This window comes from Photobacterium frigidiphilum (assembly GCF_003025615.1).
In the GTDB taxonomy this organism is placed as follows: Bacteria; Pseudomonadota; Gammaproteobacteria; order Enterobacterales; family Vibrionaceae; genus Photobacterium; species Photobacterium frigidiphilum.
Map to the genome: position 1 here is coordinate 17,378 of NZ_PYMJ01000008.1, position 12,733 is coordinate 30,110.

General features: G+C 40.8%; 13 protein-coding genes and 2 pseudogenes. 8 read left to right on the forward strand and 7 right to left on the reverse strand.

What is annotated here, in order from left to right:
* Window positions 1-286 precede the first annotated feature (286 nt).
* From C9J12_RS09885 to C9J12_RS09905, 5 genes and pseudogenes are all read left to right on the forward strand, one after another.
* A complete protein-coding gene (locus C9J12_RS09885; protein ID WP_107242559.1) occupies window positions 287-1,324 on the forward strand; it encodes an ABC transporter substrate-binding protein in 1,038 nt (345 codons plus the stop codon).
* Entirely contained in the window at window positions 1,321-3,618 is a 2,298-nt protein-coding gene (locus C9J12_RS09890; RefSeq protein ID WP_107242560.1) for a PAS domain-containing sensor histidine kinase, read from the forward strand. The genes C9J12_RS09885 and C9J12_RS09890 overlap by 4 nt, the downstream gene beginning before the upstream one ends.
* Window positions 3,618-4,010 (forward strand): response regulator, encoded by a 393-nt coding sequence (locus C9J12_RS09895; protein ID WP_107242561.1) that lies wholly within the window; start codon window positions 3,618-3,620, stop codon window positions 4,008-4,010. Before C9J12_RS09890 ends, C9J12_RS09895 begins: the two co-directional genes overlap by 1 nt.
* Before the next feature lie 74 nt (window positions 4,011-4,084).
* A pseudogene (locus tag C9J12_RS09900) lies at window positions 4,085-4,182 on the forward strand (IS6 family transposase); the annotation flags it as partial.
* A 428-nt stretch (window positions 4,183-4,610) separates the two neighbouring features.
* Complete coding sequence (locus C9J12_RS09905) at window positions 4,611-5,252, forward strand: hypothetical protein (protein ID WP_107242562.1); 642 nt, start codon at window positions 4,611-4,613, stop codon at window positions 5,250-5,252.
* Between the two features lie 480 nt (window positions 5,253-5,732).
* Here C9J12_RS09905 and C9J12_RS09910 read toward each other — a convergent pair whose 3' ends face one another.
* Together C9J12_RS09910 and C9J12_RS09915 are read right to left on the reverse strand one after the other, a co-directional pair.
* Window positions 5,733-7,163 carry a porin gene (locus tag C9J12_RS09910; protein ID WP_107242563.1) on the reverse strand — a complete coding sequence of 477 codons (1,431 nt, stop codon included), beginning with the start codon at window positions 7,161-7,163 and terminating at the stop codon, window positions 5,733-5,735.
* A gap of 9 nt (window positions 7,164-7,172) precedes the next feature.
* Window positions 7,173-7,391 (reverse strand): hypothetical protein, encoded by a 219-nt coding sequence (locus tag C9J12_RS09915; protein ID WP_107242564.1) that lies wholly within the window; start codon window positions 7,389-7,391, stop codon window positions 7,173-7,175.
* A gap of 200 nt (window positions 7,392-7,591) precedes the next feature.
* Here C9J12_RS09915 and C9J12_RS09920 point away from each other — a divergent pair, with 200 nt between their 5' ends.
* Together C9J12_RS09920 and C9J12_RS09925 are read left to right on the forward strand one after the other, a co-directional pair.
* A complete protein-coding gene (locus C9J12_RS09920) occupies window positions 7,592-8,287 on the forward strand; it encodes a hypothetical protein (protein ID WP_107242565.1) in 696 nt (231 codons plus the stop codon).
* A 202-nt stretch (window positions 8,288-8,489) separates the two neighbouring features.
* Window positions 8,490-8,600, forward strand: a pseudogene (locus C9J12_RS09925) (hypothetical protein); the annotation flags it as partial.
* A 73-nt stretch (window positions 8,601-8,673) separates the two neighbouring features.
* On the opposite strand, the gene cspE reads toward C9J12_RS09925, so the two are convergent.
* The 5 genes from cspE to C9J12_RS09950 form a co-directional block, all read right to left on the reverse strand.
* Window positions 8,674-8,883, reverse strand: a complete 210-nt coding sequence (cspE, locus tag C9J12_RS09930) for a transcription antiterminator/RNA stability regulator CspE (RefSeq protein WP_011218617.1) — start codon at window positions 8,881-8,883, stop codon at window positions 8,674-8,676.
* A gap of 328 nt (window positions 8,884-9,211) precedes the next feature.
* Window positions 9,212-9,403 (reverse strand): YwbE family protein, encoded by a 192-nt coding sequence (locus tag C9J12_RS09935; protein WP_107242566.1) that lies wholly within the window; start codon window positions 9,401-9,403, stop codon window positions 9,212-9,214.
* 107 nt (window positions 9,404-9,510) lie between these two features.
* On the reverse strand, window positions 9,511-10,506 hold the full coding sequence (locus C9J12_RS09940; protein ID WP_107242567.1) for an alpha/beta fold hydrolase: 996 nt from the start codon (window positions 10,504-10,506) through the stop codon (window positions 9,511-9,513).
* A 9-nt stretch (window positions 10,507-10,515) separates the two neighbouring features.
* Window positions 10,516-11,478, reverse strand: coding sequence for a patatin-like phospholipase family protein (locus C9J12_RS09945; RefSeq protein ID WP_107242568.1), 963 nt, complete (start codon window positions 11,476-11,478; stop codon window positions 10,516-10,518).
* Between the two features lie 259 nt (window positions 11,479-11,737).
* Window positions 11,738-12,085, reverse strand: coding sequence for a RidA family protein (locus C9J12_RS09950; protein ID WP_107242569.1), 348 nt, complete (start codon window positions 12,083-12,085; stop codon window positions 11,738-11,740).
* Window positions 12,086-12,317: 232 nt separating this feature from the next.
* On the opposite strand from C9J12_RS09950, the gene C9J12_RS09955 reads away from it, so the two are divergent.
* Window positions 12,318-12,665, forward strand: a complete 348-nt coding sequence (locus C9J12_RS09955) for a c-type cytochrome (RefSeq protein ID WP_107242570.1) — start codon at window positions 12,318-12,320, stop codon at window positions 12,663-12,665.
* Window positions 12,666-12,733 lie beyond the last annotated feature (68 nt).

Below are 12,733 nucleotides of genomic sequence, written 5' to 3' on the forward strand. Positions count from 1 at the left end.
TTTGCTCGAACACTTTATAAAATTAACATTAATCGTCTGATTTTAATGACTTTTTATGTGAGGAAATACGTTCATGTAAGTTCTCGCTAAATACCACCGCTTGCTTTTCACTGCATCAATTCTCAAGAAAAATATCAGTGATGTGCATGAATATCATTGATATATAATGAATTCCTTACTATATATAAAACAGGTTGACTATTGCGTTGGTTCAATAGAATTTATTTCCTAGAGCGGGTATCGTTTTAACCCCTGAGTATCGGGATCAAAAAGAGAATAATGCGAAATGTCTAAAAAAATTGTTGTCGTCACTGGTATTTTGTTGGCCTTAATCATCGTCGGTTTTGCCTGGTGGCAGTCCGCTCCGAAAATGGAAGAAGGGCCGAAGACAACCGGCCTGCCGATGAAGGTTGCCCGTTATTACTGGCCAGGGGAATTTTGGATAGAGATCGCCGATCAGAAGGGCTGGTTTGAAAAAGCTGGCCTCAACGTTGAGCTTGTCGATTCTAACCCCAACTATTGGGGATCCTTACTGGATACGGTTGATGGAAAAATAGACACAAATACATTCATCCTGTTTGACCTCATACAGTTTAACGCCGCAGGAGCCGATCTGGCCCTGGTCACCAACTGCGACTACTCTGCCGGCATCGATGCCATTGTAGCTAAGCCTGGTATAGCAACCATAGCGGATTTGAAAGGGAAAACCATCGGCGTTGATACCGGGACCTATCTGGAATACATACTGGATGTGGTACTAAGACAGCATGGGTTAAAGCCCGGTGATGTAACTAAAGTAAAGATCGCTGGCGAGAAAGCGGCAGAGGAATTCGGGAAAGGCAAGCTAGATGCTATTGTCACATGGGAGCCTGTTGTATCTGAGGCGATAGCACAGAGTAATGGCCGAAAGCTCTTTGATACCTCAGAAATCCCCGGCTTATCTCCTGCTGTTAATGTTTTCCATCGCAGTTTTATTGAAGAAAGGCCCGGAGATGTTCAGGCCTATGTCAACGTGTGGCACAAAACGACATTGTTTATCAAGGAAAATCCGGATGAGGCGTTTGGCCTCATCGCCGAGATCTACGATGTCACTCCTGATGAGGCACAGGCGTTCGCGAGCTTATCCCGAATACTGGATCTCCGGGAAAACCTTACCTCCTTCTCTTACGGCGCGGGGTTTGAGTCGCTGCACGGCGCAGCTCGGCAGGTAAATAACTTCCTGATAGATCAAAGCACAATAAACAAGCCGCTGGACAGCACGGAATTTATTGATGCTAGCTTCATCCGAGCCCTCAACCATTCCTTGCAGCAGGAAGCGCTGTGAAATTTGCATCCAAGATCACGCTATCCATTGTAATGATGTCGCTTATTGCCGTGCCGATACTGGTATTTGGCACTTTTTATTCCGCCAGAATGGTACTTCAGAAAAACATTACCAATAATTATCAGAATATTGCTCAGCATCAAATGCTGAGCATTGACCGTGCCCTCTATATCGCCTACCGGGATATCCAGATGATCGCCGAAGACGAAATGTTGCAAGAGTTTCTGGCTCCTCGGAAAGAGGCAAAAGGAATAATCCCAGACTCGATCTTTAAAAAGTGGGACGAACGTACCTTCTTAACAGGTCCATGGGATCTGCTAACATTGATTGACGGAGAAGGATTAATCCTCATGTCGACAGATAAAGGGAGTGTTGGGAAATTTATAGAGGAATATCCGGCAAGCAACACCGCCTATCACAATGCCATCAAAGGCAAAACGCACTATTCCGACTTGGTTCGACCTGGGAAAACCAGCCGGCCCACGGTCATATTTGCTGCGCCGATTAGACACAATAGGGGGAAGAACTCTATTGAGGGTGTGGTTATCGGTCATTTTGCCTGGCCTGTGATCATGCAGACGTTGGATGAAATAGCCCCGCCGGCTATTGCGCATCTTTTCAGCAGCGAGGGGATGACCTTATCCGGACCGAGAGCCTACGCTGACCAGATCTTGCAACCCAGTCACGTCAATCACGAACTGATAAAAAAGGTACTTGAAAATAATGTTGCAGGAAACGTTATTCTTGAGAAAGGGTCGCATGAAGAGCTAGGCACTGTGCTGGCCGTTTACTCCTTGCAGAACGGTCTTTTCGGTTATAAGGGAAGCGGCTGGGGGCTGTTGCTGGAGGTCCCGCTTGAAAAGGCGCTGGCGCCCGTTAACCTGCTGGCAAGAAATGTCGCCGCTCTCGCTGTGATTGTAATGATGGTTCTGATAATAGGTCTCTATTTCGTCGGCAGATTACTTGCCCGACCGGTGGAGATACTGACTGAAATGGTAGAGGAGGTTTCGCACGGCAATCTGGCTATAAAGGCCGAAATAACCACAAAAGATGAAGTCGGAGAGCTGGCCGATTCATTCAACAGGATGACCGAAGCACTACAGAAGACGACAGTGTCGAGAAATTATGTTGACAATATCCTGAATACGATGCCTGGATCACTCATTGTTATAAACCCTGATGCATTTATTGTGTCGGTGAATCAGGCCACCCTCGATCTGTTGGGCTATGAGGAAAAAGAGCTGATTGGTCAGCCGCTTGGTATCATTTTAGAAGAAGAATCCATTTTTCAGAAAAACAGCCTTGATGCCTTAATACAGCAAGTTTTTATTACCAACGTTGAGAAATCCTATATTGGCAATGGTGGCAACAGGATACCGGTGCTGTTCTCCGGTTCGGTGATGTACGATGGTGAAGGTAAGGTTCAGGACATTATTTGCGTTGCAACGGATATCAGAGAACGCAGGGAATATGAAGAAAAATTACACAGATATAACAGTGAGTTAGCATCAAGTAATCGGGCGTTAAAAATTGCTCAAGAGCAGTTGGTCCACTCGGCAAAAATGGCTTCAATCGGTCAAATCACCGCTGGCCTCGCGCATGAAATTAATCAGCCTCTTGGTGCTATTCAGCTGAACGCGGAACTAATTCATACCATTACTTGTGAGGATGAGTATATACAGAAGGAAGACTTGACTCCGATTTACAATAAAATACACCGCCAAATAAACAGGATAAAACAAATAGTTCAACACCTGAGAATATTTAGTCGAGATGACAAACTGTTAGAATTTGAAGAAACAGATGTTATCAGTTTAATTGATGACTCTCTGGTACTGTTTTCACAACGTTTCAGCTTGAATAAGATACAACTAATAAAAGAGTTCGGCTCCTATATACCTAGGATTGATTGCAACAAGATCCATATTGAGCAAGTACTGACCAACTTATTAACGAATGCTGAGCATGCACTGGTCGATTCTGTGCAAAAAGTAATCATATTGCGAGTTTATGCAATAGAGGACTGTCTTGTTATCGAAGTTGAAGATACAGGCTACGGTATTGCCGAAGAAAACCTGAATAAAATATTTGATCCTTTTTTTACGACAAAAGAAGTTGGAGAGGGAACCGGACTTGGCATGTCAATCAGTTATGGCATTGTCCAATCCCATAAGGGCAATTTGGCAGTAAAAAGTGAAGTTGGTAAAGGAACCTCCTTTACGCTTTCGCTGCCAATTAAACAGAATCAGATAATAAAAACAGACGAACCAGCAAGCTTACAAGGAGTGAACTGATGAAAGTGTTATTGATAGATGATGACCAAGATTTCAATGATGCAATATACCAGCACCTTATCAGAAAAGGTTTTGACGTCCACACCGCTTTCGACGGGATACAAGGCTTGCGAAAGTTTCAGTTAGTAAAACCGGATATCGTCATCACAGATATCATCATGCCAGATCAAGACGGTTTAGGGTTTCTAACCGCTATTCGAGACAGTGATAACAACTTACCGTGCAAAGTCATTGCTATTTCAGGTGGCGGTCGCGTTGCAGGAAAAACATATCTAGAAATTGCAAAATCATTTGGCGTTAATGCCACCTTAAGCAAGCCATTTTCATTTAAAGAATTATACGATGTCTTAATTCAACTGGATCTTGTCAGTGACTCAGCAAAAAAAGTATAAGGTGCAAAAAATCTGACCTAAGCTCAGAATCCCACTATTACCACATAAGCGCCAAGAGTAAAAATGAATGATAGTGGAAACATTTTTGCTCCTGAAATCATCCTTTGGTGCTTACGCTGGTATAGTTCTGCATCACTTAGCTATAACACATCTCCGAGATATGATAGCTGAGTGAGGGATTTCCGTTTACCGAAAAAGCGTGCATCATTTTCAGACCAAAATTAGCGCCTTTCAATCCCTACTCTACACGCCACATCAACGCACAATGAACTACCTTATAAGAGACATGTCTATCTGGGAATAAAGTAGGACAGTTTAAAGTGGGATAAACAGCATCATGTTAAAACAATACTTCACCTTTTTTGAAATAATTAAACATTGCCAGATCACATAGATACATATAATTAATAATTCAGTGCTGTATGTGAAATTACTATTTAAGTGTCACATTTTCACCGTGACTTGAAGTTATTCTGATATAAAAATATCACTTAAACTCGTAAACAACTAAAAATAAGTAAGTTTAAAATGTTTTTTTTAAAATGATGACTAATATAGATTAAGGAAAAGGACACGTTATAAAAAGAAGGAGGAATAAAAATGACTGACATAGTTATGGAAGCATTGAGAGCATTTCTAGTCGGGGGGGTGATTTTTTCTCTTCTTAAAGCACAGCACGTCAAAGGAATAAGCCAGATTAGCGGTTGGCGATACATAGTAGCTGGATTTTGCTTGATCTTCTTCGGTACATTAATCGACATCACCGATAATTTCGACGAACTAAACCGATTCGTGATAATAGGCGATACCGAGGTTCAGGCATTTTTAGAAAAGGTCGTTGGTTATCTTCTGGGGTTCCTTCTACTCGCTATAGGAATTCGGAAGTGGTTACCAAAAATAATCGAACATGCTGAACTGGTTCAAGATAAACATAATCTTAAAGTGCAAGAAGAACGAGTTAAAGTGTTACGGGCCACAATGAGAACAGTACAGGATATTGTTAACAACTTTTTGAACAATTTACAGCTGTTTCAATTGGAAGCTGAAGAAAAAAATGCTCTGGAGCCTGAGTCATTAGTGCTGTTGGATTCCATAATCCAAGATACAGCAACTAAACTGAAAAAGCTGGGAGATCTCAAATCAACGCCTGAGAAACAGATAGCAGGCGGCGTCTGCATCGACTACGAGGCAGGCTCGCCCCAAGACAGTGACTTTGTTACAAAACATTCCCAGGCTAAATAGGTTTGCATCAATATATGAGCCCGTGAATCATTGTAGTGGAAGAGTGAATTTAATCTTGAAGCTGCTGAAGCGATGAATGTGGGTAAATCCACTATGGATAAATGGGTTCGCCAGCTAAACTAAAAATCGTAAAAGTACAGGACAGTTTTGGATCTAGTAAGATTGCATTGCGCACAGATTCTGCACGTGAAAGTACCGGATAGGGACAAGAGCTAATTATTTAAGGGTAATATCGTGAGTTTGTTGGGGATTATTTTTAGGGGTATAGCGTAAGGGAAGATGGCTTAACTTGTTTTGAAAATAAATAGGATTGTGCCAGATACAACAAAGCCCCAACTTTCGTTAAGGCTTATCATTAAATGATGGTGCCCGAGCCGTCACTCCTTTCGGAAGAGGATTTTGAATCCTTGAGATGGCTCTGTTGCAATAAAAACAACAGGGATTCATCCCTGTCGTTTTTATTACTACCCGTACGCTAACTTATTTTAAAATATCGTAAGGTTTAGCCCAACCAAGACGCTGGCTGAGATCTGTTTTAATTTTCAGATAACGTGGCGATGACTTCATTGCTTTCACATCATCTAAGGTAAGTAGCTCTTTTTCACCTTGAGGATGTTGCGTACGAACATGAATGATATCCTGCGCACTTTGACGCAAGGAACTAACCGCAACTTTCTCGCCATTGCCATTGGTGAAGTGAGTGTAGATTCTTGGTACGAATCCCGGATCGACTGCTTTGCAGTTATTCATCGAAGGTACCCAACTACCTTTACCGTCTTCAGTAAAGTAACCAGTAACAGGACGGCCTTTGGCAATATCTTCAATCATGCAGAAGGTTGGACTCTCACCGGTAATATTATAGGTGTTATTGAAAGCATGGCTTACCCAATCACCACCGCTAGCCTGATCGGTGCCTTTTTCAGGATCCCAAACGGTTTCATCAACCCATACCCAGCTGTCAAAAGGCCCTGTCATAGAAGTATCAATTACAAAATTTTGCGGGTCAGAGACAAAATAGGCTTTAGTGCTATTTTCCAGGGTATATTGGCTTACATAATCACGGTTAACCCAATACACAGGACGATCAGTGTTTACGTTTCGGCCTCGATAGTTACCATCCATCACACCAAATGTATTGAATACCGTTTTCGCGACATGGTTGGCTGAATTATCTGCCGCGGTATCCTCTGCATTATCAGTAATGAAATAAGGGGCATCGCTGTACAGCAAGCTCTCACCGCCGGTAATGATCCCCGAACGTGGGCCTGAATATTGATAGTTAGCAACATCATAAGTCGGTTGAGTGGAAGAATCCTTCAATACCGTTTGACTTTTGATCACGCGAACTGAGTTACCAATCCACCGGCCTTCAAATTTCAATACATAATCCAGAGTTAAGGTCTCTGTATTCGCCGCCTCATTGATATCGTAACTTTGAATGTCAAAGTGAGACTGGGTTGGATCGAAATCCCAGCGGCGGAAGAAGGTTACCTTCTTATCCTTTTGGCTTATCGCCATCGGTTTAGTGTCGTAGTTACTGCTGCAACCTTCATCCCTTTTCGCAATATAAGCCAGTTTCACACCTGACGCATCTGTTCGACAAACGTATTGGTCACGCAAGCCTTCGGGATTCACCTTTTGCACGATGCGCTTGAACTGATCCCCATTCACACCGCTGTTCTTAGCTTGGAAGTACCCTAATGCATCATTATATGCCACAAACTGAGCCTGAGGCTGGGCTGGTTTTGTAAGTGCATAGTCGAGCATGAAATATTCAGCTTTGTTCTGCTGAATTTTATTTACGGTATAACCGACCAGCTCTTTTGCCTGGTAATAGCCCTGAAGGTGCGGCGCTGCTGAAACCTGGTTTGCAACAAACAATGACGCGGCACAAAGTAGTATTTTTTTCATTGTGGCCCCCTACTTCTGAAAGTTTTCTGGTGTACTGAATGCAATGCCATCATTCGATGCATACTTCACGTTCTGCAGCTCTTGCAGATCTGCCGCATCAACGCTGAGTTGCGTTTTAGAGGAGACGCGCTGGCTATAATTGTTTTGAGGTGAGCTCGATGAGGAATCTCCCCCGCCGCAGCCAACCATTAACATAGATAAAAACACCACTGGAACTAATTTTTTCATAGTAATTATATTGATTAATTCATTAACGACTAAAAGAATACCGTATTATTACACTTTGTTACAATTTAAAAAATAGCTTTCACATTGTTTCATAACATCCCTATTTGATATTGTTATAGATCTATTGCAGTCATATAACCGTGACAGAGTTCAATCGCAAAATTATATGAATCTCCCAACCGTTTCAAAAGAGGCATCAAATGATAGAAAAAGGCTACTACTTAAACAAAAAACAAAAATTAATTAAACAGTTTAAAAAAACATCGCAGCGCTATAACGATATTTTGTCAGAACAATATGGCGCACAGTTTGCGCAGCAAATAATAGACGATTCACGTACCTACTTTGACGAGTTGATACCTAACATACCTTTTTATGACGCGGCATCGTATCAAGGGATCATTTTATTAAATGCCCAAGTGATTGCCATAATCAGAGCAATGGAAAAAAATGGTAAAACAGTTGAAGACACCGTCAGAGTGCAAGTTGAATTATTCAAGGAAGACTATGGCAAAATACCAAGTTGCGTAGGAAGAGTGTTCACTAGCAAAGTAGGCGGATTTTTTCTAAACAGGCTCGCACAACAAGTAACAAAAGAAGGCTGGTACACCGACTATATCAAGGGTGAAACAAATGATGATTTTGATGTGTCTATCGTGACAAAAAACTGCGGCGTAATTAGATACTTAGAATCTGAAAATATGCAGTATTATGCAAAGTACTGCAATTTCAGTGACTTTATTATGTTTCGTGAAATGAACATCGGGCTAACACAGCCTATGGAACCTAAAAATGGCAATTGCGTATTTTGTATGAAGTACAAAGGAAAAAGTAAAATACCAAACTCGCTAGAGATCATCTATACCAAAGAAATTAAAGAATATCTCACACACTAATTACATTTAAATAGGGGGGGAGTTTCGCAGATGTATGAGCTCTCTATAACTCCTTTTACAGCAAGGCTTTCAGGCTACCATAAATTATGAAATTTAATTTTACTTAGACAAATAACCGCTCCCTAAGCCACACTACAAACCGCATATCTGCACCCAAAGGATAGGTCTGGGACACGAGCTAATTATTTAAGGGGGATATCGTGAGTTTATCGGGGAGGTTTTTGAATCTTCTTACACTATTTGTTTCGATGAGGCAGAAAATAGAATGCACTCAATTAAAGCAATCATGGTTGCGATTAATTGCGGCTTTTGAATGTACTTATCTAAATTTCAGACACAAAAAAGGCCGCCAAAGCGACCTTCTATCATTTCTTTATAATAAAGAATTAGATAGCTACAACGTTTGCAGCTTGAAGACCTTTTTGGCCTTGCTCTACTTCAAAAGAAACTTTTTGACCTTCAGCAAGCGTTTTAAAGCCTTCTGAAGCGATTGCACGGAAATGTACAAATACGTCAGCGCCGCCGTTGTCTTGAGTGATGAAACCGAAACCTTTCTCTTCGTTAAACCACTTCACGATACCAGTTGTGTTAGACATGTTTGTCCCTTATTTAATATTCAAATGTCGCATATGCGACGTGATAATTTGCTGAATTATACACTATTACGCTAAATAAAAGGAAACATATAGGCACATAACGATAACGTTTTTGTAACTGTAAGTTTAACTTGTACTTGATGCTGCATGTAATAACTCTCTGAATTGCTGAGCGACATACTAACAGGTATGTCGCTTTTGTACAGCTAAATTCCCGTTTTTTTTACTCAAAAAACTGTTCTAAACAAAATAACCAGTGGCTTAACTGTTCACCTTAGTCGAAAAAAGGCACTTTTATACAGCGCCTTACACAATTAAATTATTGTCATTACAGAATTTCTTTTACTCGCCCAACATCACCACTTTCTAAACGAACCTTAATACCATGAGGGTGCGTTGCAGATTTAGTCAGTAGATCTTTCACAATGCCTTTCGTTAGATTGCCTGTACGTTGATCTTCTTTTAAAACGATTTGTACTTCTAATCCGGCATAAATATCTGAGCGGCTTGTACCATTCATTGTTAATCACTACTTAGTTAAAAACATTATTATAGCGATTGTAATACATTTTTAAAAAGACAGCTGCGAAGAATATTCGCAAGGAATTACTGAGTAGTAGATAACGATTAATTGATCACTGTAAAACGGTCAAAAAAGGAGACAGTTTCCATTAGTACTTGGTTGCGTAGTTCATCTTTCTCCATCAATAGTTCATGCCTAGCTTGCTCTATCACTTTGATCTGGCACTGCTCACTCACGCAATTGAAACGACGCTGCGCTTTATTATCGACTATTGTGTCGTTACCCGCCTGTAATAACAAAACAGGGGTCTTCAATTTTTCCGCATCACGAATACAATCATTTGCCGCGGTTAAAGCTTGCCACAACCAGCGAGCACTAGGACCTCCAATGCGCAGCTCAGGGTGAACCTGATATAAATGCTTCGCCCATACGTAACGTAGCAAACTTTGGCATTGGTCATTATTTTCGAAAGAGGCTTCATAATATGCCTTCTGTCCAAATAAATAAGAAGGTTGTTGTTGATATTTAGCTGCAACTTTAGTCAACATCTTCGCCATAAATGGCGCGATACAGTGTAGAACAGCAGGCATGCGAATGCCAAACATAGGGGCATTTAACACTGCTGCATCGAATACATAAGGGTGTTGTTCTAGGTATAGCGTTGTTATTGCACCACCCATTGAATGCGCCAGAATGAATGCATGTTTGTAATGACTTGGCTTTACGATGCCATCTACAAATTGATGTAGGTCTTCAACATAGTCATTAAAACTATCAACATGCCCGACTTCAGGATCTGTGGTTATACGCCCTGAAGCACCTTGCCCACGGTGATCAAACGCAAACACATCAAAACCACGACGACTAAATTCATAGAATACTTCTTGGTATTTCCAGAAACTTTCATTGCGACCATTAACAATAACAACACACTGTGTATTCTTCTGATGGGTAATACTGATCCAACGGATCGGTATATTATTAACCCCCATAAATGTATCTTGCTGCCGTTGTTGCCACATTTGATGAATTTCATGTGTCATTAGCGTGGTAAAGCTCGATTCCTTCGTGACAAGTTCCGTTATGCATACTTGGATCATTTTGATTTCCTATGCGCAGATCTTTTCTTTATTGTTTTCAGGTTTATGGTTCACACCAAAATTTCGTCCTACCGTCGCCATAAAATAACGACCAGAACGGTGTCCTAATTGATAATCATGATCTAACGAATCGCTTGTACTTCCGATTAATTTGGAATGCAGTTCTTTTGTCGGATGAATCTCGTAGATGGTGACGTCTTCCGGTGGATTATTCAAAAACGCTTGGGTCTGTCGGTAGTTTTCTTCATGCTCTAGCAGCAAAGCTATAACTTGAGCCGCCTTGGTTTTACCCAGTGCTTTTTTTATAATCGACATCCAACAATGATCAAAATGTGCAGTAATGGGGACGGTACGAATCACCACAATATGGCGGAATCCACGTTCATAAGCTTCTTGAGCAGGAATAGGCGCACCTACACCACCATCAACCCAATATTGCTGCTTATTCAATATCGGTTGACGACGTAATATAGGAATCGCACACGATGCTTTTAAAGCAACATGCCAATCGTCATTGTCTAGATCAAAAAATGCCGCGTGATGATTATCCGCATGGCTTGCACTGGCAAGTACTGTGCACGAACGCATATTCTCGTGGCCTTGCTGCCAATCTAACGGTAAACGAGTTTGAGTTTGCTCTAATAGCCAATCTAGGTTTAAACCTTCTTTGCCAGCCAAGAAGCGATAAATATCAAAGAAATCGTGGTCTGTCGTTGCCTCGGTAATAACACGATACGCATGCTTAGCTTGGCCACAGATAAATGATGCCAAATTTAATGAACCAGCAGACGTGCCAACCATTAATGAGAACGGATTAAAATCAGCCTCTAAGAAGGCATCGAGTACTCCCGCAGTAAAAATGCCTCGTTGTCCCCCTCCTTCTGTAACCAATGCAACTTTCGTTACATCAGGGCAGAGAAAAGACAATGATTCATAATTTTTAATCGCGCACGAAATATGCTTTCCTGGCATTGAACTATCCCCTAAAGACTCATTAATGGTTAATGTGCCGTAAGGGTAATCTTATTGACCATGTTTGAATATTTGAAAGTTCCTATCACTTCGTTAAGTAAAACTTAACAATATAATGTGGTGTGATACAGCGCAAATAGGTTTCTAGCTTAATATTGAAATAAAAAAAGCAGCTACCAAGGTAACTGCTTTTCTATGTGCATATTGCACTTCGCTCAATTACAGCATAATCGCAAAGTAGCCATATGGACTACTGAGCTTATTTTTCTACTGCAATCACAGAAATCTCAACAAGCAACACATCACGCGCCATGCTTGCTTCAACACAAGCACGAGCAGGTGCATGACCTTCAGGTACCCAGCTATCCCATACTGCATTCATTTCAGCAAAGTCTTTCATATCTTTTATGTATAACGTCGCTGAAAGCATATGTTCTTTATCACTACCAGCTTGTTCAAGCAGTGCTTCAACTTTCTCTAACATTGTTTCTGTTTGTTCTTTAATACCTTGAGTTGCGTCTTTACACACCTGACCACATAGGTAAATTGTTCCGTTATGCTTAACAATACGGCTCATACGTGCGCCAGTTTCCAGACGTTCAATCATTATTAACTACCTTTTATTAAACAGACCCTAGTGATATACCAATCTAGAATGGTATTAAATGCTCGAATACAAAGCATTCAAGGAATATTGTAACGGGAAAAGTCTCTATTTTCGACCATATAAGAATGATTTAAAATGACAAGAAACGCTCACTTGATCTCACCCAAGATTTTATAAGAGAATGACTGACACAATAATCATAAAATCATAAAATCATCAGTAGTAATAAAAAATGAAAAATATCAAAGCACTTAGTTATATTGCTATTTGTACTTCCATTGCTTTCTCTAGCACAACGTTTGCCTCAGATAATGCGTCTGCGAGCATAACAACAGATACTAATGCAGGAAAAATTAAAGCGTATACTTGTCAATTTTGTCATGGTAGCAATGGAATTGCAGCTAACCCTACCTATCCAAATATTAATGGTCAAAATGAACTGTATCTCTACCAATCAATGAAGGCTTATCAAAACGGTGAGCGTACGAATACGATGGGGAAGATGATGAAACAACAGTTATCAAGCTTACAAAATCAAGATCTCGCAGATATTGCAGCCTATTATTCAACGATGGATTAGCCCACTTGAAATGGGTTAATAATTCACTTATAACGTATTAAAAACAAACATGATTGACAAAGCTTCTA